The 23,759-nt window shown below is 45.2% G+C and carries 18 protein-coding genes; 6 read left to right on the forward strand and 12 right to left on the reverse strand.

The annotated features are described in order from the left end of the window. The first annotated feature begins 2 nt into the window (after positions 1-2). Complete coding sequence (locus HMPREF2983_RS01985; RefSeq protein ID WP_070666199.1) at positions 3-2,357, forward strand: beta-galactosidase; 2,355 nt, start codon at positions 3-5, stop codon at positions 2,355-2,357. Between the two features lie 207 nt (positions 2,358-2,564). On the opposite strand, the gene HMPREF2983_RS01990 is transcribed toward HMPREF2983_RS01985, so the two are convergent. Further along, positions 2,565-2,921, reverse strand: a complete 357-nt coding sequence (locus HMPREF2983_RS01990) for a DUF4377 domain-containing protein (RefSeq protein ID WP_004371324.1) — start codon at positions 2,919-2,921, stop codon at positions 2,565-2,567. A 402-nt stretch (positions 2,922-3,323) separates the two neighbouring features. Here HMPREF2983_RS01990 and HMPREF2983_RS01995 point away from each other — a divergent pair, with 402 nt between their 5' ends. The 5 genes from HMPREF2983_RS01995 (at position 3,324) to HMPREF2983_RS02015 (ending at position 6,139) form a co-directional block, all read left to right on the forward strand. Beyond that, complete coding sequence (locus tag HMPREF2983_RS01995; RefSeq protein WP_025879617.1) at positions 3,324-3,560, forward strand: DUF3791 domain-containing protein; 237 nt, start codon at positions 3,324-3,326, stop codon at positions 3,558-3,560. A 9-nt stretch (positions 3,561-3,569) separates the two neighbouring features. Further along, positions 3,570-3,803 carry a hypothetical protein gene (locus HMPREF2983_RS02000; protein ID WP_070666207.1) on the forward strand — a complete coding sequence of 78 codons (234 nt, stop codon included), beginning with the start codon at positions 3,570-3,572 and terminating at the stop codon, positions 3,801-3,803. Positions 3,804-4,282: 479 nt separating this feature from the next. Next, positions 4,283-5,101, forward strand: a complete 819-nt coding sequence (locus HMPREF2983_RS02005) for a Cof-type HAD-IIB family hydrolase (RefSeq protein ID WP_070666210.1) — start codon at positions 4,283-4,285, stop codon at positions 5,099-5,101. A gap of 61 nt (positions 5,102-5,162) precedes the next feature. Next, positions 5,163-5,561 carry a hypothetical protein gene (locus HMPREF2983_RS02010; protein ID WP_070666213.1) on the forward strand — a complete coding sequence of 133 codons (399 nt, stop codon included), beginning with the start codon at positions 5,163-5,165 and terminating at the stop codon, positions 5,559-5,561. Positions 5,562-5,644: 83 nt separating this feature from the next. After that, positions 5,645-6,139 (forward strand): pyridoxamine 5'-phosphate oxidase family protein, encoded by a 495-nt coding sequence (locus tag HMPREF2983_RS02015; RefSeq protein ID WP_070666219.1) that lies wholly within the window; start codon positions 5,645-5,647, stop codon positions 6,137-6,139. Positions 6,140-6,162: 23 nt separating this feature from the next. On the opposite strand, the gene HMPREF2983_RS02020 is transcribed toward HMPREF2983_RS02015, so the two are convergent. The 11 genes from HMPREF2983_RS02020 to HMPREF2983_RS02070 form a co-directional block, all read right to left on the reverse strand. Next, positions 6,163-7,212: a family 43 glycosylhydrolase gene (locus HMPREF2983_RS02020; protein ID WP_070666222.1), complete on the reverse strand. Its 1,050-nt coding sequence runs from the start codon at positions 7,210-7,212 to the stop codon at positions 6,163-6,165. 6 nt (positions 7,213-7,218) lie between these two features. After that, positions 7,219-8,850 (reverse strand): arabinan endo-1,5-alpha-L-arabinosidase, encoded by a 1,632-nt coding sequence (locus tag HMPREF2983_RS02025; RefSeq protein ID WP_070666225.1) that lies wholly within the window; start codon positions 8,848-8,850, stop codon positions 7,219-7,221. Positions 8,851-8,880: 30 nt separating this feature from the next. Next, positions 8,881-10,653, reverse strand: coding sequence for a bacterial Ig-like domain-containing protein (locus HMPREF2983_RS02030; RefSeq protein ID WP_070666264.1), 1,773 nt, complete (start codon positions 10,651-10,653; stop codon positions 8,881-8,883). A gap of 37 nt (positions 10,654-10,690) precedes the next feature. Beyond that, positions 10,691-12,442, reverse strand: a complete 1,752-nt coding sequence (locus HMPREF2983_RS02035) for a RagB/SusD family nutrient uptake outer membrane protein (RefSeq protein WP_070666227.1) — start codon at positions 12,440-12,442, stop codon at positions 10,691-10,693. Between the two features lie 53 nt (positions 12,443-12,495). Beyond that, a complete protein-coding gene (locus tag HMPREF2983_RS02040; protein WP_070666230.1) occupies positions 12,496-15,699 on the reverse strand; it encodes a SusC/RagA family TonB-linked outer membrane protein in 3,204 nt (1,067 codons plus the stop codon). A 789-nt stretch (positions 15,700-16,488) separates the two neighbouring features. Next, the gene (locus HMPREF2983_RS02045; RefSeq protein ID WP_070666234.1) at positions 16,489-19,833 is read right to left on the reverse strand and encodes an AAA domain-containing protein; all 3,345 of its coding nucleotides are present in this window, start codon (positions 19,831-19,833) and stop codon (positions 16,489-16,491) included. Continuing rightward, positions 19,826-20,332 (reverse strand): methylated-DNA--[protein]-cysteine S-methyltransferase, encoded by a 507-nt coding sequence (locus tag HMPREF2983_RS02050; protein WP_070666236.1) that lies wholly within the window; start codon positions 20,330-20,332, stop codon positions 19,826-19,828. The genes HMPREF2983_RS02045 and HMPREF2983_RS02050 overlap by 8 nt, the downstream gene beginning before the upstream one ends. A gap of 221 nt (positions 20,333-20,553) precedes the next feature. Next, entirely contained in the window at positions 20,554-21,543 is a 990-nt protein-coding gene (locus tag HMPREF2983_RS02055; protein ID WP_070666238.1) for a YqiA/YcfP family alpha/beta fold hydrolase, read from the reverse strand. 74 nt (positions 21,544-21,617) lie between these two features. Then, entirely contained in the window at positions 21,618-21,941 is a 324-nt protein-coding gene (locus tag HMPREF2983_RS02060; RefSeq protein ID WP_070666241.1) for an MGMT family protein, read from the reverse strand. Positions 21,942-21,955: 14 nt separating this feature from the next. After that, positions 21,956-22,741 (reverse strand): porin family protein, encoded by a 786-nt coding sequence (locus HMPREF2983_RS02065; protein ID WP_070666245.1) that lies wholly within the window; start codon positions 22,739-22,741, stop codon positions 21,956-21,958. 57 nt (positions 22,742-22,798) lie between these two features. Next, the gene (locus HMPREF2983_RS02070) at positions 22,799-23,389 is read right to left on the reverse strand and encodes a sugar O-acetyltransferase (RefSeq protein WP_070666250.1); all 591 of its coding nucleotides are present in this window, start codon (positions 23,387-23,389) and stop codon (positions 22,799-22,801) included. Between the last annotated feature and the right edge of the window lie 370 nt (positions 23,390-23,759).

A 23,759-nucleotide genomic window follows, 5' to 3' on the forward strand; every position in this document is an offset into this window, starting at 1 on the left:
ACATGAACAGAAAGTTTCACATCAAAACTATCATTGCCACATTGGTTCTAAGCCTTGCCACACTCACGGCACAGGCCCGCGGTGGCGATTTCACGGTCGGCAAGAACACATTCCTACTTAATGGGCAGCCCTTTGTGGTCAAAGCAGCCGAGCTTCACTATCCCCGCATCCCGCGTCCCTACTGGGAACAGCGCATTAAAATGTGCAGATCGCTCGGCATGAACACCGTTTGCCTCTATGTCTTCTGGAACATCCACGAACAACAAGAGGGAAAATTCGACTTCACGGGCAACAATGACGTGGCTGCTTTCTGCCGATTGGCGCAGAAAAACGGCATGTATGTCATCGTGCGCCCTGGTCCTTACGTGTGTGCTGAATGGGAAATGGGGGGACTTCCCTGGTGGCTTTTGAAAAAGAAAGATATTCGATTGCGCGAAGACGACCCCTATTTCATGGCGCGCGTAAAGGCTTTCGAGGCAGAAGTGGGGCGCCAGTTGGCCCCGCTGACCATACAAAATGGTGGACCAATCATCATGGTGCAAGTAGAGAATGAATATGGTTCCTACGGCGTAAATAAGAAATATGTGAGCCAAATTCGCGACATCGTGAAGGCTTCGGGCTTCGACAAAGTAACGCTGTTTCAATGCGATTGGGCCAGCAACTTCGAGAACAACGGACTCAACGACTTGGTCTGGACGATGAATTTCGGCACAGGTTCGAACATTGATGCACAGTTCAAGCGCCTCAAAGAGCTACACCCCGAAGCCCCACTGATGTGTTCTGAATTCTGGAGTGGTTGGTTTGACAAGTGGGGAGCACGTCATGAAACGCGCCCGGCAAAGGCAATGGTAGAAGGCATTGACGAGATGTTGAGCAAGAATATCTCCTTTTCGCTCTACATGACTCACGGAGGAACCTCCTTCGGTCATTGGGCAGGAGCCAACAGTCCGGGCTTTGCACCCGACGTTACGTCCTACGATTACGATGCCCCTATCAACGAATATGGCCATGCTACGCCTAAGTTTTGGGAACTACGCAAGACAATGCAGAAGTACAACGGAGGCAAACCGCTTCCCAAGGTGCCTAAACCGGCAGCGCCAATCATCACGATTCCGAAGATGACGCTTACCGAATTCTCTCCTCTCACCTTAGGAATTGGTCTGCCAACAACAAGCCATGACATCAAGAGTTTTGAGGAAATGGATCTTGGTTGGGGCGCTATGTTCTACACAACCAAACTTCCTCAAATTGAAAAGTCAAGTCGGCTGTCGCTCAACGATGCACACGATTATGCACAAATCTTTATTGATAACAAACTCATCGGTACCATAGACCGCACCAAGAATGAGAAAAGCATCATGCTTCCACCTGTGAAACAAGGGGCAACCCTAAACATTCTTATCGAAGCTATGGGGCGCATCAACTTCGGACGGGCCGTGAAAGACTTTAAGGGTATCACTGAAAGTGTGACTATCCACGCAGAAATGAATGGGCACGAACTAACCTATAATCTCAAGAATTGGGTGATTGCACCGATTTCCGATAGCCATAAAACGGCACAACATGCCTTCGATAAACTGAATGAAACCTATCGTTGCTTCAGTCCTATCAACTTTTCTTCGCCGTCTATCGGCTATTATCGCGGTTACTTCAACCTGAAAAAGGTGGGCGACACGTTCCTAAATCTTGAACAATGGGGCAAAGGTCAGGTCTATGTCAATGGGCATGCGCTCGGTCGTTTCTGGCGTATCGGGCCTCAACAGACACTCTACCTCCCAGGTTGCTGGCTGAAGAAAGGACGCAATGAAATCATCGTCATGGATATTGTCGGCCCAAAAGCGCCCGTTGTTTGGGGACAAGACCAACCTGAACTGAATAAACTGCAGTTGGAAAAGACCAACAAACACAATAATCAAGGTGACCGCCCAGACCTCAACTCGGCCCAACCTGTGGCACAAGGAGAACTCGTTGCTACTGACCTCTGCCAAACCGTACAATTCGATCGCCCTGCCAAAGGCCGCTACATCGCCATAGAATGTCAGAACGTTCATGGCAACAAAGACTATGTCGCCATAGCCGAACTCTACGCCCTCAATGCTGAAGACTACCGCATCTCACGCGATTCGTGGTCTGTAAAATATGCAGACAGTGAGGAAGAAGACGGTAATCACACGGGAGACAAGGCTTTTGATCAACAGGAAACAACGTATTGGAAGACACAAGAAGGCAGCTCTTTCCCCCATTTGCTCGTCATAGATCTCGGCGAAGTGCGAACGCTCACGGGCCTACAAATCCTCTCTCGCACCGAAAAAGGAACTCCAGGAGCAATGAAAGGATATAAGATTTATGTATATTAGCAAGCAAGTTGGGCTGTAATATGCCCCTTATAGGATTTCCTACAGACAAGGCAGGGTCGGCGCATCTACGCCAACCCTGCCTCTTGCTTATAAAGAAAGGCCATACGCTAACCGTCATCAGCCAGTCTCTTTTCATATCAACCAAAGTGCAAAGATAGGGAAATAGCTTCCTCTTTTGCAATCTCCCTTCTTAACATCATGGTTTCCTCAGTTGGTTTTCTTCGGCATTATATTGGGCAATCCTTCTGATTCTTTCTTGGTTTTCGACAGCACACGCAGGCAGATATAGCCCATATAGTCTGTGCGGAAACCAGTTTCCTTCACCTCAATAACATACTCATAACCTGGTTCATAGTCCAGATTTTCAATGAAAGTGGGACTCCAAGTGCTGCCTGAAGGTGTTTTTACATAGTACAATCTTGTTGGTTGTCCCTCTCCATAGGGCAGAACTACAGTCTTTGATGCCACAGTAAAAACTTGTTTTTCTTCGTCATCAGACGAACATGCACTTGACAATAAAGCTATCATTACCGAAAGCAATACTAAGGAATAATATTTTTTCATACTATTTTAATTTAGAATTGAAATGTAAATAGTCGCTTATGACAGAAGATTTTGCTTCTTTATAGTTCGTGAGAGAGCCTATTAAAAACTTTGAGAACACGATATAGTGCATAAAAAATGTAGTATCTTGATCCATAGACTCTTTTCATATTATGTTTTTATTTTAGATTATCAACAGCACAAAATTATATAAAAAAAATGAATATAGCAAGCATTCTTATCAGGAAAAAGACATTTAATGTTAATTTAATTATATTGAAATGGGAGAATCTTCAATAATTAAAACAGTAGCTTGTAGTAATCAGCAACTTCTAAATTCGGGTTTCAAAAGTTTAATATACAAATGCTTGCTACATAAAAAATAAAGCATTATATTTGCCAATAGTACACAAAGAAGCAACCATGTCAAGAGAAGAATTAAATCAGATTAGATACGTCATAGCCTTCATTAGCGAGTTTGCCAGGAAGTTTAATCTTGGACAAAAGCAGGCTTTCAACTATCTGAAACGCTTTAAAGGATTGGATTATCTCTATTCATTCTATGATGTTTTGCACACGCAATCATTCGAAGACGCCATTCACGATATATCCATTATCTGCCTGCGCAATGGTGGAAGACTGCAAAACTACAGACAATGATACTCTATCATGACACTGACTGAAGGACAAATAGAGATAATGAAAGAAGATATAAGCACCAAACTCATCTGTCTGTTGATGCAAAACTGGCACTTTTCACAACAAAAAGCCGTGGACATACTGTACAACTCTGACACGTTCAACAGGCTTCAAGACGAACAAACAGGCTTTTTCTATCAGAGTGCAGGCTACGTGTACTCCTATCTCCAGCAGGAATTGACAACCGGAGACTACCGCCGTTAACCACTCTCCAGCAACTCTTCGTCTGCCAATATATCCGGTATTAAATCCGTATCAGCTACGAAAAACGATTATTTCTGTATGCAGGAAAACCCTATTAAACGTTTCCTTTTCTCATGCTTTCAAGCCTCATGATAAACAGTCTTTTTGAGAAGGCCATGAAAGTGCTATGAGAATGGTTTGCAATATGCCTCATATTACACGGTAATCTGACTGAGATTACAAGGCAAAGTGACTGAGATTGCACGATGAAATGACCCAAATGAGAACACAAGTACTATACTGTTGATTTTCAACACGTTAGGATTTACATGGCATAAAGAGGCACTGTCAGTGGTGCCGAGCCATGAGATTTTGCGAAAAAAGAGTCGAACGGGGAGATTGGAGAAAGGAAACTGATGCGCCTAAGGAATAATTTCACAGGGCAATCATAAAGGGTTTAGGAAACTTTCACTATCTTTGCAGTGAACATTCAAGCACTGATGATGATAAAAGCTCTATTCTTTGATATTGACGGAACATTGGTTTCGTTTCGCACACACACGATACCCCAATCGACCATTGATGCGCTCACGGAGGCAAAAGCCAAGGGCATCAGCATCTATATATCTACAGGACGCCCTGTCTCGATTATCACAAACATCAGTGCTATCAGCCATCTCATCGACGGATATATCACGGCCAACGGTGCCTTTTGCTTCATCAACCGCGACGGAGAACGTGAGGTTGTCTGCTGTCATGATATCCCTATGCCCGAAGTCCGACAGATTCTTGATGCTGCCTTACGTTGGGAACGGCCGGTGGTTGTCGTAGGAATTGACGACATTGCTATCTACAACTACAAGGATATCGTAGACAAAGTGTTTCGAAAGGGGCTTGGAGTCAACACCATTGACTACGACAAGCCCGCAGAAGAGTTACTCGCGAACCCCATACTTCAGCTTACTCCTTTCATCTCTGAAGCGCAGGAAGCTGAACTTATGCCGCAGGTAAAGCACTGTACTTCAGGGCGGTGGTGTGATGATTTCACTGATATCACACACGTGAAAGCCGACAAGGGACAAGGTCTTTTGGCCATAGCTGCCCATGAAGGATTGGCTATCAGCGAGACCATGGCCTTTGGTGACGGAGGCAACGACATCAGTATTATCCGACAAGCCGGCATTGGCGTAGCTATGGGAAACGCTCGGGAAAGCGTGAAAAGCGTGGCTGATGACGTAACCACTTCTGTTGATGATGACGGCATACGCAATGCCCTTATCGCCCATGGCATTATCAAAGGAGATGCAAAAAAGGCTTAAATGCTTGGAAACATCAAGGGGATTTTCTACTTTTGTCAAATAAACATTAAAAAGATAACATATGAAGAAGAGTATTATCCTCGCAGCAATCGCCCTTTCGTTTGGACTCACCGCCTGCAATCAACAAAAGAAAGTAAAGGCAGAAATGCCTACTGCTGAAATGCAGGAAGAACCGGTAGACACAGCTTTCATGCAGGCGAATGCCGGCGAATACAAAAGCTATGACGGTGGAAAGTCAATCACCTTGAAAGCCGACGGAACGGTGGAATGCAAGAACACCAAATATAACTATGAATCATGGGGAGTAATGGAAAAGAACGAAAGTCAGGCTTCCTGCCGACTCAGCCGCAAGGGTATTGACCGTCCAATCTCCGTCAGCGCATTCATGGATACCCATGAACATTCCATTGTTGTTGACAATGAAACGTTCAGAAAAGCAGTCAAAAAGAAAGAGAAATAAATCAGAAACAGAGGGTCAGACCGCTGAAAACAACGGCGTCTTATCTGCGAATGGGCAGACAAGACGCCTTTTAAGATCATCAAATGAAATATGTTAATGAAACTGTCCGCCGTCAAGACAGACTGATGGACGAGGCACGTGCCATTGAATTGCTCAGCACTTCAGAATATGGTGTACTAAGTATGGTCGACCAAGATGGAACAGCTTATGGCGTTCCTCTAAACTTTGTGTGGGACGGTGAGAGTTCCATTTATATGCATTGTGCACCTGAAGGTCGCAAATTAGAGGCCTTGGAGAAGAACCCCAACGTGAGTTTCTGCATCATTGGCAACGTAAATCTCCTGCCCGGTAAGTTCACTACGGAATATGAAAGCGTGGTACTGAAGGGAGTAGCTCATATTCATCTCACCCCCGAAGAACGCATGGCAGCCCTTTTGAAATTAGTGGATAAACTTTCACCCGACTTCAAAGCACTTGGTGCCAAATATTCCCAGAAATCTTTCCACCGTGTGAATATCATCCGCATTGATTTCAGTGAGTACAGCGGCAAATGCAAACATGTGCATACCGCAGACTGAAAAGGGAGATACAGACCAAGCTCTTATTTTGCGAGAGAAAGGCCATGAGCATTAAACTTGAGGTTTCTTTTCACAAGAACAGGTGTGCCTCCTTTAGCAATGCTATATCCATGACAAATCAACATGGGCTTGCCTTTCACTGTATAGACAGCACAATGGCCTACAGCTTCAAATTCTTTTTTGTCTCCTTCAAACAGAATATCACCGCCACCTTTCAGCATATCGCGCCCGTGACTGTCGAGATAAGGCCCCATAATCTGCCGACTCCGCCCCACAGCAATGCGATATGTGCTTTTCATGCCTTGGCAGCAATAGTCCCAACTCACAAAAAGATAATACCAACCTCGATGAAAATAGATGAAAGGGGCTTCTATTGCATTCGGTCCGGCCTCATCTGAAGTGGGATTATCTGCCACGTTTGGATGGGTCGGTGCATAGCGGCGGGCTATCGTAAAGGGTCGTTCTCCTGGAGCAACATGCAATGAACTGTCAAGACGCACAAGTTGAATTCCGTCCCAAAAGGAACCGAATGTGAGCCAAGGTGTACCATCTTGGGCAACGATAACATTGGGATCGATGGCATTCCAATTGTCTCTGCCGCCTCGGGAAGCAAGAATACAACCCTCATCATGCCACGGCTCATCGCTGTTGAGCGACGACTTGGAGAGCAATCCGATAGCCGACGTGTTCTTGCCAAAGGAAGAACAGGCATAAGAAAGATACCAACGACCGTTGAACTGAATGATGTCGGGCGCCCAGACATGCTGTGTAAACCCGGGAACAGAGTCGTGAGTCCATTGTGGAATGTCTGTAATGACGCCTTGACGACAGCCTGTCCAATGTTTCATATCATGGGATATGTAGTGGCTGAGGCCATTTCCTGTGGAGTAAAGGTGGTAGGTTCCGTTTTCAAAAGCCATGACGGGATCGTGAACGGAGGGTGTATCTACAGCGAAACTCCTCATTGATTCCTGCCCATAAGCAGCCACCGCACACAGCAAGCCACAAGTCCATGACAACGTCCTGAACCCTGTGGCTATGCTATGAAGACCGTATCGGAGTTGAAACTTCATTCCAAATCAGACTTTCTTTCCCCAATATGTGGTCTTACCATCCTTGCTGAGACCTACATAAACAATGGTCTCCTTACGGGGATTTGCCTCCCAATCAAGTTCACGTCTCAGGTAGAACCGTTCATTATCAATGGTCAACACATTCTTGGAAGCATCAAACGTCCATGCTTTACCGGCCTTCCAACCAGACTTTACCTTATGGTCGTTGCCCAATGTCATGGCTACTGACGCATCCTGTTTCTTATAGTGATAAGCTAAATTGATATGCTGCCAGTCGCCAAGCAATTCAGTTTCGGTGATTGCCTTTTGTGTTATGCCTGCATAACGCTCTGGAAGAACAAGCGGCCAACCGTCAGATGTCCAAATGATAGAACGCACACCACCTAACATCAAGGCATTACTGTTGGCATTACCCTTATAGTTTTCGGGGAAACGTTGTTGTGAAGCATAATACCAGTTGCCCTTTCCGTCATTGAAAACAGCACAGTGGCTGATGCCAACCCAACCATGATGATTGCCGAATTTATAGGGATGAGTCAGGATAGGATAAGCATCTCCGCCATGATTAGTAACATCCTTGCCCGTAATGTCATAGTAAGGACCGTCAATATTCTTGGAACGTACCACGCGGGTATTATAAGCAACCGAGAGTTCGTCATAGGCAATGAAGAGATAGTAATAGCCGTCATGATAGACAACTTCAGGCGCTTCGCTTGCCTGCCAACGGTTTCCATGTTGACGAGTATAGATAAACTTACCGTAAGAAGCCTCATTTTCCTTGCCCCATGGATTGCCTAAAGCGTGCAAGGGCTTGCCTGTTGAAGGGTCAAGTTGCATGGCAGCAAAGCCACTGTGCCATGAACCGTAAATCAACCAGTGTTCTCCTTTCTCATTGATAATCAGAGACGGGTCGATAGCATTATACTTGAAATAACAATGAGCGTAATCCGTTGCACTGACTTTATAATTGAGTTCAAGATCGGAATAGTTCGTAACAACATATCCTTTGTCTACCCATGAGTCGATATCTGCCGGATTTTTGGTTTCCATTAAACCGATGAAACAACGTTCGCTCCATGTTCCAGCACCATTGATTGTACCGGGAAGCGTCACGACATAGTACATCCGATAAAGGTCTTTGCTGATGCGACGCACACAAGGTGCCCAGTAACCAAACTGATTTTGATTTCGGAAATCAGTCGTAGAGGTGCCAAGTCCCATGGCTTTTCGTATCTCATTCAACTTTGCCTTCATCCATGTAGGCACACCATGCATCGTCGGCCCCATGAATTCCCAATTGACAAGGTCTTTTGATCTGCGGCAGTAGAAATGTCCACGAGCCTGGCCTTCGCCCACATGAGCATTGCCATAACTGGCATCTGTCTGGTACATATAGTAATAACCATCGTCAGCTAATACCACACTGGGGTCGTGAACATTGGCAAGGTTCCACTTGAAACGATTGCTCCAATCGGCAATATTCGTGTAATCATCATTGAGATTTTGACCATCAGTAATGACAACATCGGTCTTCACCTTACTTCCCGGATTGACATACTCTATATTGTCATCTTCCGAACATCCCGCAAAAGAGAGGGCTGTAAGGAATGAAATCAATAGCATCTTATTTGTTTTCATAGACTTGTTTTAGGAATAAAACGATTTGATTTAATTAAACACTAAGTGGCAACTGTCAATCGTGAAGCCGAAATTCAAGTCAGCTGGGTTCACAGTATTCACACCGATATAATATTGTGTATAGGTTTTCCCATCAGTTCCTTTCATCACCGCCTGTACGTCTGCAGTTCCATTATTGACATTGGTGACATAAACTGTGACCTTGGCACCATTCATGGCAGCAAGCCATGTAGCCCAATCGCCTTGAGTTCCCTCATGAGAACATGCCGCATAACCATTTCCCCAACCATAGTTATCAGAACGGAATACACCATATTCTGAATTATCACTTGCCCGAAGCACAATGACAAAGTTGTTCCAGTTATTTGCCTTGCTGCTATAGTTCGTGAATTTCACCATGCGAGTTTCACCCACCGGAACATTGATATTGTCGGTATGCAACGACCACCATGCGCTTGAATTATCCGTAGCACCCAAGAGAGAAGGCGTAACAGTGGCAGAAGTAACCTTAGAAGCTGAAACATTCACCGTTACAGTAGCAGTCTTCCCGTTTTCAGTCTTAATGGTTACGGTATGATTTCCAGCCTTTGCCGGTATCGCAGAGAACGAGAGCTTGGAATTATCTATCACAGCAACTTTGCCATTACCATAGGTGGCTGTTACCTCCAATCCTGTCTTATCGAACGCCAAAGTGCGGTCAGTAATGCCATGAATACCCTCAGCATTATAGAAATAATAATGTGTACGCGTCGGTTGTTTCGTCACTTTGATAGCATTAATCTTTGCTACAACATTGAATTTGGCATTGGCAACGATCGGCTTTGCAGCATTTTCGCCCTTGAAAGTCTTATTATAAATGACGACAAGCTGCTTCTCTCCAACCTCGTTGATGTCTGGAATTGCGGAGAAATAGAGTTCAGATGCAGGCACAATTTTGGTTACTCCTTCCTCATAAGTCACCTCTGCCGAAACGTTGGCCATGGCTTCTTCGAGTGTTACTCCTTGTCCTATTTCATCGGGAACATTCTGTAACTTCATCGAAAGCGGAGCCTTGTCCTTTGCAGAAGTCAAGCCACCGACAGGAACGATATTCGTTTGTAAGAAGTCGATGTAAGAGCCTTCAGGACACAAGAAGCACCGTATGTTATGATTAGAGGCATCAGCATTGCGATTAGCTAACTTGTAAGGTTGCGTGAAGGTCTTGGTAACAGCGCCATTAGTCATCTTCACCAAGAATGTATCCGGACGCGAACGGTCTACTGTCAGCGTAATCTTTCCACCCAATTGCTGCACTTTCTCATCCTTATTATCAACTGGCGAAAGCAACAGATTGCTTTTAGTATACTTGAAATAAAGCCCACCCCATTGTGAATTGAACTTTGCAGAGTCACCCGTGGCATCAAAACGGATGGCGCCATACTCCGAATATCCTTCCCCACCTCGGTCTACATCATTCGTTATAATCAAAGCAAAGTTCTTATAATAAGTATTGTCATTAGGATTTATGTTCAAATTAAACACAGCGTTCCACTTCGTATTTTCGGGTACAACATAATACTTTGAGAACTGCTGCCAAAAGCCCGAGGTGAAGTCTTTTGCCCCAATAGAATACACATCTTCCTGCATTCCGACAAGCACTTCCTCTCCTGTATTCTGCTTAGACTTATTGATTGAATCTATTTTCTGGGAAATCCAATCGGGCGCATCAACATTATAAAGGTCGCCACCCTCGCAACCTGTCAATGTCAGCAAGCCCATAACAGCCAGAAATATGACTGACTTTATTTGATGAATATATTTCATACGTTTGTTTTTTTGAAGTGAATGAATAGCTAACAGCTTAATGGCCAAGACTTACAACAGGGCGAACTGTCCAGCCCTTTCCCTGGAAATAAGTAGCGTTATTACTGCCATAATTGGCCGAATTACCATCAAGATTAGGATTCTTATTCGTTAATGACTGAACAATTGGCAAGAACTCATGCCCTTGAGTATAGGTATCGTAAGAGCTTTTCAGTTCTGGATCAATGCCCACCTGTGTATAACTGACGGCATCTTTAGCATGATGAACGGAGCGACGGAACGTGCCGTGTTCTTTCAATTGCTGTAATCTGTCAGCGCTATAGAAGAAGCCCCAGCGTATCAAATCAAAGCCACGACCGAACTCACAGCCGAATTCTTTCGGGCGTTCTACGTTGGCAATCTGCTCAAACAACTTATCCGCTGTGGGGAAATCAGCTAATTTCAGACCTACTAATCCTGCACGTTGACGTACTTGGTTAATCCAATCAATCGCCTGTTGCGTAGGTCCATTCACCTCGTTCTCACATTCGGCAGCACGCAAGAGCACATCAGAATAACGCATCAGACGTAAGTTAATACCATCGTGCAAGCCAGTCACAACCTTGTCATAAAGCCCAGTACGCATATTAGTATTCTTTGCGATGGGTAGTCCACCATTATTATTATTGGTCACCACTGTATCTGTTGCAGTCATTGGTTTGGTATACCCTACATTGCCATTCTCAAATCCTTCCCAATCAGTTTCATACGTTCCGATAGTCCAATAAAGGCGAGGATCAAGCTTACCCTTGGTTGTTCGCTCCTGCTTAAACAGCTGATAGAGCCAAGGAGAGGCCGAAACATCAGCCCAACCACCATAAACGCCAGGGGCAAAGTTGCTTTCTATCGCTGAGCCTTGTGTGGCATTGACGCTCGTATTGACTGGAGTCCACTCATCATCCGTTCCCTGTGAGTCTTTATCCAAGAACTGAACTTCAAACAGACTCTCGGCATTGTTCTCATATTTCGAGCCTTCCCTGAAGTTATCTCCATAGTTGGGCATCAGCTTATAAGTGCCATATTTCCTACCAATGATATCTTTCAGCACCGCAAGAGCCTCGCTATACTTATGGCGTTGCATCAATGTGCGGGCGTAATATCCGGCTGCTGCACCACTCGTAGCACGTCCACCGGCCCACTCTCCACCGGCATCACGTGATGGAAGTAAGGTCATAGCCTCTTGAAAATCCTTTTCCACTTGGTCCAAGACCTCGTCATACGAACTGTTCTTTCCATAAAGACCATCCAACGTAGAATAGCCGGCATAGTCGGTAATCAAAGGTGGATTCTGATAATATCCGGCAAGGTTGTAATAAGACAATGCACGAAGGAAGAGCATCTGTCCCTTGATACGGCGCATTCTCTCACTTAAAACCGCATCATTATCTCCACAACGCGAGATGCCGAAATTACACACATTAATGGTGTAATACCATTCACGCCAAGGCCAAAACGAAATGTCATGCGTCACTGGTGCATTCAAATCGTCGAATGGAAGATACCAAACCTGTGATGAGTTCCATGCCTCATCACCTCGGCATACATCAATCATATATCCCACACGAGCATAAGAACCTTCCATACGGATATGGTTATAAGCTGCTATAACGCTCTCTTCCAAGTCGTCAGCATTAAAGCCAAAGGTTCCCGTTGTCTGCTGATTGGGGTTCACCAACTCTAATTTATCGCCACAAGAAGCAAGCATGCCAAGCCCCAACACAAGGGCAAGAGATAGTTTATATAGTTTCATTTTGTATAATCTATTAATGTTTTACATGATGAATTGGATATATCTGCAAGCCATTAGAATGTAAAGTGAAGGCCAAACATCACACTGCGTGCACTCGGGAAAGAACAGAAATTATAGCCTGGAGTAAAGGTTCCACCTGCATAGTCAACGTTATAACCATGATATTTGGTGAAAGTATAGAGGTTTTGTGCCGAGATATAGGCACGCACACCACTGACAAGACCACCCAACCACTTATTAGGGAAATTGTAACCCAACTCTACATTAGCAATCTTCCAATAGGCTGCATTCTGTATTTTGCGCGAACTGAAGAGGTCGTTCCACCCCAAAGTTGCATTATTAGTCACATAGGTGCGGGGCACATCCGACAGATATGTTGCCCCATCTTCCGAATAACGGTTGGCATCAAGCATATCCACCGATTTGTTTCCCCAGCCATAGCAAGAGTTCAGACTATTGTAGATATCATCAGACACATGATAGTTGAGCGCACCATAGGTAGAGACATTCAAGTCAAAGTTCTTGTATTCCAACCTAACATTCACACCAAAGTTCACCTTGGGAAGTCCACTTCCCAAAACCACTTGGTCGTTTTCATCAATCTTGCCGTCAGGAACTCCGTTCGGCCCACTTACATCTTTATACAGGCAATCACCGATATTGGCTCCTTGCTGCGTAGCATGATTGTCTAAATCTGCCTGCGTACGGGCAATGCCTTCATACACCCAGCCATAGAATTTGCCGATTTCGCGCCCCACATATGTAGCATATGCGCCCGTGATATATTTGTCTCCAAATCCCAAAGAAGTGACCTTATTATTCAATGTGCTCAAATTGGCACCGATTTCATACTTCAACGCGTGGTCGCGATTGCGGTAAGTAGCCGAGAATTCAAAGCCACTGTTATCCATAGAAGCCGCATTCATCGTCACCGATGTGTTGGAAACGCCAGCCTGTTCGGGCACAGGAACACCATAGAGCAAGTCTTCCGAGCGGTTCTTATACCATTCGGCAGTGAACTCCAAGCGGTTGTTGAACATGGCAACATCAATTCCAACGTTCGTCGTTTTCTTCTTTTCCCAAGCTATGTTCTGATTGACAAAGGTTGAAACTGCCGAACCCGACACCGGTTTATTATTGAAACTGTAGGTCATATTGTTGCGTGCCATGGTTGCCATGTATTGATATTCGCCGATATTCTCATTGCCAAGCACACCATAACTGGCACGAAGCTTGAACATATTGACCACATCTCGACTGATAGGAAAGAACTTTTCCTTGTCGAAACGCCAACCTAATGACACTGAAGGAAACGTTCCCCAACGGATGGCTCGCGTCAGACGGGAGCTTCCGTCACGTCGAACGATCAATGAAAGCAGATATTTCTCATCGTAGTTGTAGTTCAAACGACCAATGAAAGAACTCAACGCATGGGTAAATTCAAAGGACTCGGCATACTGTTTCTTACTGTTTTGCAGCTGTAGGAAATAGGGCTCGTTCATATTAATGCCCTGCCCTGTTAACAAATCGGTATGCTCTTCCTCGTAGGTCTGACCCAACACGAGGTTGATGTTGTGCTTACCGACATGCCCATCATAAGTCAGTGTGTTCTCAATCAAGGCATCTGTATAGTCACGGCTGCCTTTCGTGAGTCGCTCATTGCTCTTATCCAAGTACACACGGTTGCTTTGTGCCCATGCCGAAATCCACGTAAAGTCCTTCGCATGCGTCTTACTATAAGAGAGGTTCAGATTGTAATGCAAGCTGTGGTTCTTGTTGTTAAGGCCCAACATCTTGAACAAATCAACGTCAGCAGAGCCATTCCCCACGAAACGGTCTACCAAAGTGTTGCGCTGCAAGAGGTGATTTACGAGCAAAGGATTGGAAGCCGAGATGTCACCATGAATATTATCATAGTACACTCCATACCCGTATGCATCGTATTTATAGCCATTTGCCAAGCCCACCTTGTCGTCAAGCACCCACGTAGAAGGGTCGTATGCCTTGATTGTAGGCTGCATCAACAGCGTTCCACGCAACACATTGCTCACGTCTCCATAAAGACCTTGCACATATTCTGAGGCATTGGAGAGTCCCATATTGTCCTGATTGGAATGCGAATAGACGAAACTCGTGCGGAACTTGATGAACTTCGTTTCCATAGTGTTGTTCACACGGGCCGTATAACGCTTGTAATTGGGGCCTGCCCCCTCAAGAGTTCCCTTCTGTTGGAAGTAGTCAAGCGCGATATTATAGGTGTTGTGTGCACCGCCACCGCTGAGGTTTACATTGTGATTCTGCCTGACTCCTGTCTTAAACACCTCGTTAAACCAATCGGTATCGGTGTTATCCATAAACTGATAACGCCCCGTTTCAGGGTTCAACTTATAGCCTCCGGGAATAGGAGTACCCGAGTTTGTACATGCCTGACCTATATACTGGCTGTATTGGTCGGCATTCATCACATCGTAAACACCAGTCGAAATCTTGTCAACTCCCACGTAACCAGAGTAATCAACTTTCAAAGGCTGATCTTTCTGACCGTTCTTTGTCGTGATGATAATCACGCCGTTGGCAGCTCGCGAGCCATAGATTGCACCGGCTGCAGCATCTTTCAACACTTGAATGGAGGCTATATCATTAGGTGAAAAATCGCGAATGGTCGTACCAACGGGCACACCATCGACCACATATAGAGGTGCAGTACTGCCGAAAGAACCGATGCCTCGAATTCTAACCATAGGGTCGGCACCCGGTTGTCCGTCTGTAGTGATTTGCACACCTGGCACTTTTCCCTCAAGCATTGTCGATATATTGGAGTTTGAAACCTTTTTCAAATCCTCGGCATTCACGATAGATACAGAGCCCGTAAGGTCGGCTTTCTTCTGCGTTCCATAGCCCACTACGACCACTTGGTCGAGCACATGGTTATCTGGAGACAGCTGTACGGCATCAAGGATTGCCCTGCTACGAACGGCAACCTCACGACTTTTATAACCCACATAGCTGATGACAAGCGTTGCATTGGCAGGCACTTCCAGCTGGAATTTACCGTCAAGATCGGTCACCGCACCTATTCTTGAACCTTTCACCATCACATTCACACCGATGAGAGGTTCACCCTGTTCGTCAACCACCTGACCTTGTGTTTTGATGGTTTGTGACTGCAATACCGAAGCACTCACAGGCATCGGACAGGTTATCAGACCGCCTAATGCTGCCAGACAAAGCATCACAGAGATTAGTTGTTTCCTCATTTTTAGTTATTTTTAGGTTGTTATTGATAAATCTTCAGCTTTTCTTATCGACAAACTTCAAGCCAAGCCACTTCATGACATAGACTACTTCACAACATTGTTTCTTGAAAGACAGACTGCAAACAGTAGTTTGTTAAAACGGCAATCTCATGTCTGCCGCATTTTCCTATTCATGAAAATTCTCCTCTATATATAGGGGCTAATAGCTGTACTCATTAGGTTTACGCCGACAAAGATAGGGAAAGTGGAAAAACGGCAGGTGGACAAAACGACACAAAAAGGTGGACAAAAGATTAAAATATAATATGGATTGAGAACAGCTTCACATTTAGTTTTCTGACAAGTCGATTAGAATGGCATAACAAGAGCAATCATGCTGCTCAACCTTTCAACGGAACGTCATTAACAAAACAGATTGAACTCTGGCCGTATAATTAGTGTCTATTAAAGTATATATTATTCAGTAAACACTAATTAGATAGAGATTGCATTGCCTGAAGATTAAGATGATTGTGGAATTTTCATAAAGTATGATATATAAATTCGTTATTAAAAATGCTTATTTCTGATGTATTTGATGCTGAGTAAATTTTTGTGAATCATTTGAAAGCATTTTATTAAAATATTTCATGATTCGGATTTATACATCATATATCATTGGTACCTATTGAATTGCCGTTTTGTTATTCATCATCTGCAGTTCCCATAAGATGCAATAAAATGTTATATGAAGCACTCCCTCTCTCTGAAAGAATAGAAATAATTATTCTCTTAAGGTTACAGTAGATTTTATCTTCCGTGTGACAGATGATTGAAGATTGCCGAAGTTGCTATGAGTTCCTTGAAAACGGCATCCTGTTCGAGGATTGATCTGCAACCCGTCATGATCATTTGCTTCCTTGCTCGCGTGATGGCTACATTGAGTTTGCGGTCGATAATGTGGCCATCTTCCTCGAAACAGTTGGCAGTCAGGAAGTCGAGTTGATAGCGATGCTGGATTGTAAACGAATAGATGATGACGTCACGCTGGCTTCCTTGATAGCGTTCCACGGTGTCGATGCTGATCTTTTCGAGGCCGGTGATGCCAAGTTTTTCTATCTCTTTTCTAATCATGGCAATCTGATTGCGATAGGGAACGATGACACCCACGGTTTGATTGGCATCAAAACTCGGGCCATAGAAACGGTGGATGCGCCCTAAGATACGTGCAACAATCTGGGCTTCATCGGCATTTACCTTATCAGAAAGCTGCGAATGACGGCGTAACTCCGATGGAATGAACATCATTCGATATGCTTTCAGTGCATCATCGAGAGTGTCAATAGACGGTAGGTGATAGTCGAGTTGCTTCTCCAACTGGTGGGGCAGAGGCACAGGTTTCAGGCGTTCTTTGAAGTAGAATATACGGTTTGGAAAGGCGGCAACAGCTGGATGCATGCGTCCTTGTGCCCGTAAAACGCCCATGAAGTCGCTTCTTTGGGCTGCTTCTTCCACATGAATGAGACGCTCGAAAAGCGAGTTTCGGCAGTTAGTCAGGCCGATTTCATGAAGCAAAGTATTGTGTACAGCCGAGATATTTGCCTCTTGTTGTACCACCGCAGGCAACTGCTTATAGTCTCCAATGAGGATAAACTTCGGCAAATGTGACAGTAGTCCCACGAGATTTGGCTCGAGAATCTGACTTGCTTCATCGATGATGGCCATGGAGAACGACTTGAGTCGGAAGATATAAGACTTGCTTTGAAGCGTACTTGTAGTGCCGACTATGACGCGAGATGCCATGAGTTGCTCGCGAATAACATTCAATCGAGGGTTGTTTTCGATATATTCGCTAAGCAGATGTGACTTATATCGCTTGTCACAACAGTATTCACTGCCGATGCGGATATAGTCGATTGCGTTCTCAGAAAGCATGCCACATATCTCATCTACAGCGCGGTTGGTGTAGCTCATCAGCAGAATTGACTCGTCTTTAGCCAAGGCTTCACGTACCATGAACTGCAAAGCCATACTCGTTTTGCCTGTTCCCGGAGGGCCGACCAACAGGAAATAGTCTTTTGCTTGAAAGGCCTTGAGAAGCAGGGGGTCGTAAGTGGGGTGGTAATTTCGTGTGAGTTGCACAGTGGTATCCTGCTCCGGAACACGTTGTGCCAGCAAGAGTTGGCGGCATTTCGGGGCAGACGTGATGAACTGATGCAGCGAACGGATAGCCGAAGTGCCTCCAATGTCGCTGCCACTATGCTCTATAGCCCACACATTTCCCTCCTTGGGAATGGGGTTTACGGTCTTTACGGTTACACTGTCTGTGTGGATTTCGATGAGATTCCCTTTGAAGAGAAGTGAGTTTCTGACGTCAGGACCCTCTAAAGGCGAATAGGAATAGAGGTAAACTAAATCACCCAAGCGGAAGTTGGGCAGGAAATCTTCGCCCTGATTGGGCACGTTCAGTGTGATGATGTCAAAGCCGTTGATGTCCTTGCTCTTGGCTTTTGCTGCAATTGTGAGGTCTGTATAGATGTTGCCGGCTTCCTTTTTATTAGCCAAGGGCATGTTCCAAAGGTCGGCAGTACCGTTTCCTACACCCTCCTGTTCGCCCACTTTGGCAGCCAATTGCTCGCGATAAACGAAGGTCATCATGCGCTCATAGTAGGCCTTTTCGAGGGGTGAAAGGTTATGAAGTGGATTGATGACGGCATCAAGACGTGGTTGGATATACTTGAAATAGAATGGCGTTGCAAGTTTTTTTTCATTGATAATGTCGGCCGAAAGCATGTCGGTTGTGCCCTCAAAGCCGTTGAGTGCGAAGCTGTATTCATAGGCTACGATGCGGTTGCGCAGGCCGATGGCTTCACGGAAGAGCTTCTGATAGAAGTTCACTACAACTAATCCGCCTGGCAACGGATATTTGGAGTAGAGCAGACGCATATCGATTTTGTTGCTCGGAACATGGAAATTCTGTCGTAAAACACCGTAATAAAGCAACAGTTGTACATAGTGTTCTTCTTTCTGAAAGCTGCCATATTCGTTGGGCTGATGCGTCTGAATGTTGTAGTTGTTGCCCGACTTTTGCTCAACAAGCAACTTGAAATCGGTGGTCATCAGGTCGGCACGGCCCTGCAATCCCAATTGCTCGCAGACGAAAGAAGGCTCAAGGATTGCCTTTTCCCGATTGAAAGTGACGTCGGTTTGCGGCTGCATCAGATCACCATGAAAGTCGCCAAAGAGTTCAGCTACAATCTGTTGGATGTTCTGGGTCTGTCGAAGTGCGGCCGTTCTGAAGTCTTCCTTACGGTTAAGGTCATCGCAAGTGCAGTATTCCAAGGCTTTATCCTTGAAGTTCTTTTTAAAGGTTTCCCGCCAGATATAATGCCCGTTACCATTGATAATGTCGTCCAAAGCAGTACCGGCAAAGTTTCCAAGCAGGATTGCTTGACTGTTGGCAGCTGGCGACATGGCATTGATGAGGTAGGAAAGTGGGTGGTGTCCGTAGTCAGTAAAGCATCGGGCAATGCTGCTGATATCAATGAGATAGTCGGGCTCATATACGATTATAGAGGCTTCTTTGGCTGTATCTACATCGATAAGATTTACCTGTGAACCTATCTGGAGTAGGTTCTTGAGATATTCCTGATGAGGTTTGAGGTGTATGATCAGCTGTTTTTCGGTGGTATCTTGGTCGATATTGACGGTAAAAGTGTCGTCGGTAACCTCGCTGACAAGGCCTCGGATATAGCGGTAGTCGATATGTCTGTATTCCTTTTGTGGCATATCTTCCACAGGAATTCGCCCCACAAGAAAGGATGGAATATCGGTATCAAAGACGGCAGAAACAAACACGGCAAGGGCTCGGCAGGCATACATCAGTTCTTCATGAGGCATGTTTTCGGCCCTGTTGCTGGCCCTTCTCATGTTCTGAATGGCTATAGTGTCACCGACAGCTATGTGATGTTTCTTGCAAAGGAAGTCCACTTGGGCAAACAAGTTGCCGAAAGCAAGGTTGCTTCCTGCCAGTCCCTCGCTGCATGTGAGCACCAAAGTTTCGTGCAACAACTTGTTGATCGGAGTGTCAGCTTCGGCCTCTATGATACTTAAAATGCGGTGGAAGAGTTCGTCAGCAGAAATGAAATTAGGCATTGTCAACAGTCTTTTTTTCCCACTCCAAGAGTTGTTTCTTCAGCTCACGTCCCCAATGATATTCTCCCGTAGTGCCGTCTTTGTGGATAATTCTGTGGCAAGGTACGAGCATGGCAATGCGATTTTCGGCCACAGCTGAAGCCACAGCACGCACTGCTTTGGGTTGATCGATGCGCTCTGCCAACTCTTGATAGGAGAGCGTTTCGCCCTTCTTGACCTTTAAAAGCTCGCTCCAAACTTTCTTTTGAAAGTCAGTTCCTTGGAGATCAAGCTTCAAGGGGTGGTCGTATTCATCAAAGATAACGCGCTTTACTGTGTCGGCCATCAGGTCATTCTGTGTCGTTGGCGTATATACTCCCCAATGACTTGCTAACTCATGAATTACTTCCATGCGATTCCAACCTAAGAACTGGAGGTCGCAGATGCCGTCAATCGTGCGTGCAACGATAACTGTTCCGAACGGAGTTTCAGTGAATCCATATACGATTTCGTTTGCCATTGTAGTGTATAGAATATTTCTTTAAGTGAGAAAACGTCGCAGATTTTGCGACGTTTTTAGTTTTATATCATCGCAAATTCTGCGACAAAAATACGTATAAAATGTCGCAAAAGCAAGTGCTTTTAGTGTTTTTTCGCAGTTGTTTGTATTAAAATCTCTATGAATTAGCTTTTTTCCTACTTGTTTTCTCTTTCTTTTAATGGTGTGGGGGAGGCTCTCTCTTATTGTCCTCCCAATCGTTCGAAGAAAGTAATCACCTCTTCCCACGTCTTAAACTCATCGCTTCCGAATGCGATAGTCGTGCCCATGAAGTCGGGATGAGGCTGTGGATCAATGAAATAATCACCGTAGAGAAGGTTTTTCTGATTGGTGAATATCACGTGATTATAGGCAGGTGCAGAGAAGAACTCCTCCGTCCAATGCTGCACTTCCTCTGTATAGGCGTGGTTGTTGGTGGGCACTGGTGCCACGATATACACCTGATAATGTTCCAACAGCAGTTCATAAGCCTTGTGCATGCTGCTCAATGGCTTATCGAAACTATCGTGAAGGGCATCAAAATGCAGGTAGACTATGGGGCGTTCTGTACCGTTCTGTCGGTCGTCTATCCATTGAATGACGGGTATAAGATAATGAAGTGCCACCTTATCTATCAGTCGATGCTCGCCATGGAAATAGATTGCATAGGGATAATGCTGTCGGAAAAGGTCGAAAGTATGCACCACTGGGTCGTTGTCTCCAAAGAGACCATAGACGCGTTCACGCTCCTCGGTATCTATATTGGCAAAACATTGCGTCGTTATATCCTTGTATTCCTTGATGAGTCCCTTAGTAACCATGAGGTCTTGCACACCGTCTTTGCGTGGATTTTGAAACTCCTGATGTCCTGTCATGCTGCTCATCGTGTCGCCCATTGCAAAGGCTGGGTTGACAAGAATGCGGTCGAAGCCGTGCAACATCTCGGTGTACATGCCGCCCATCGACGTACCTATGATGAGATCGGGCTGTTCGTTGTCAGCCATTTTGCGTAGCATTTGCATGGCTTCTTCGGGATGTACGGGAATATCCTCTGCGATAACAGAGGCTTCGGGCATAAGTTCTTGCAGCATTTTCACAGTTCCACTCTGTGCCGAAGAAAGGAAACCGTGCACATACATGATTTTTTTCCCTTTCATTAATGAAGGAAATTGTTTGCTATAAGGGCTGTCCATATCTATCTTTTCCTTTTAAGTTTATAGCTGCAAAGCTACGAAAAAAAGGCTGATATGCAAAATAAAGTCAGGTGTTATGGTTCTGAAAAGGCTGTTATCTCCCATTGCGCTTGCTTCAAGTCAACATTTCCATTCGGCTTGAAAAGCACACCTTCGCTTTCAAGAAGCTGCCGTTGTTCGGGCCAATTCGGTGTAAGTCGCCCTGCACTGTTCACGACCCGATGACACGGAATGGCTTCATCAGAAAGCCCATGGAGGGCATTCCCCACGTGTCGGGCATGCAAGGGATAGCCGGCCAAGCGTGCAATCTGGCCGTAGGTGAGCACGCGTCCGCGTGGAATTTGACCGACAATATTGATGACTTCCTGTCTGAAAAGTTCGGAATTGAAGTGAGGCATGGGGCGAAGATGCTTTAATGATAAGCCTTAGAACCAATCCAAGAGGATAAAATCATGAGCAGATTGTTTACCGCAGTGTCAGAGATTGGCTTCGTTGGAAAGTCTACTTTAACGCCCAGACTAAATGCAGAGCGGATGTTGTCGGCTTGATAATGGCAGATTTGTCCTGTGAGCGGATGGTCGAGAAAGCGTACATCGGCACGGTGATGTCCCCATAGTCCGAAGCTGAGGTCATAGGCAAAGCAGAGTGAAACTGTGCTGATGATGCGTAGGTCGAGGCCAACTCGTGGCTTAACCGCCAATGCAGGACACTGCACATCATAATCCAATTGGACATGACTGCCGGGATATCCCTGCTTCAGCTCATGCTCTTCGCTGCCTTTCATGTGGCCAAGATTGAGGAAATTTGTCTGCACAAGCGCACCGATATGTGGTTGGATAATCCATTTTTTCGGAAAGAAATACCACTTGATACCTCCTTCGATACCCAACATGTTGACTTTTTTCAGGCCAATCCCCGAGGCATAATAAGTGGCTATTCCTTCTTGCTCATAGTATAAACCGCCCGTCAATGCAAGACGGTTCTTTAGAAAATAGTCGGCTGAAAGGGCGAAATAATAGCCTTCTTCATCACCCATATAAAAGTCTTGTCCGTCGGGTGTGTTGTCGGTTAGTGTCGTTCCACCGAAACTGGTCTGCAAAGACCAGCGCTTGGAAGCATTATCTTTGTCGTTGGTTGCCATTCCATGGAGTGGCATGAGAGAGCAAATCGCGAGAAGAAATGATGTTTTGAAGTTCATGTTCTTTTGTATGTTGTTGCTTTATATTATTGTTTTCCCGTTATGATCAACTTCTTCCTATATCTCGGTTTCCGTGTCGTCAGTAGGCGAATAGGCAATGGTTTTGATGACACGGCAGGGATTTCCCACGGCAATTGAACCGTCGGGAATGTCAGATGTGACCACCGAACCAGCGCCAATCGTGCAGCCATTGCCGATGGTTATGCCGGGGAGAACGGTCACATTGCCGCCAATCCACACATCATTGCCTATCGTAATGGGCTTAGCCCACTCTGTTCCCTTGCGTCGTTCAACAGGGTCGGTGGGGTGACAAGCCGTGTAGAGGCTCACATTCGGGCCAATATAGGCATGGTTGCCGATAGTGACCATAGCTTCATCAAGTATGGTAAGGTTGAAGTTGGAAAAGAAATGGTCTCCCACATGGATATTACAACCGTAGTCACAGTAGAAAGGTGAGTTCACAATGGGGTGCTCTCCGCAACTTCCCAAGATAGCTCTGACAGCTGTTTCCCGGCCTTCATTGTCGCTCGGTGGCAGTTGATTGTATTGCCGGATGCGGTCTTTTGTCTTGAAAAGCAAATCGAGAATTTCAGCATTTAGAGCGTCATAGGGTTCTCCTTTCAGCATTTTATTCCATTCGTTGTTCATTGATTAATGGGTTTATTGCTGCAAATTTACATATTTTTCTTGGGAAATAGATGAGCGAAAGAACTTGTCTTAAACTTGCTTTCGCCTTTTTGTGAAAGTTAGGGAGCCGCAGATTACACCGCTATTTGCACCAGATTGCATCGCAATTCCATTCATTTTACAGCGTCATCTGCGTCAAGTTACAAGATGATTTGAGTCAAGTTACACTGTAATCTGACGCAAGTTACAAAATGATTTGACTGGAGACAAAACGATCAATGAATTGTATCACATGACAAAAGAAAACGGTTCACGATGATTATACAATCATAAAAGAGGGTATTCCATAAGCTACAATTTCACACAAAAAGTCAAATTAAATCATCATATC

It is taken from the genome of Prevotella sp. HMSC077E09, assembly GCF_001814685.1.
In the GTDB taxonomy this organism is placed as follows: domain Bacteria; phylum Bacteroidota; class Bacteroidia; order Bacteroidales; family Bacteroidaceae; genus Prevotella; species Prevotella oris.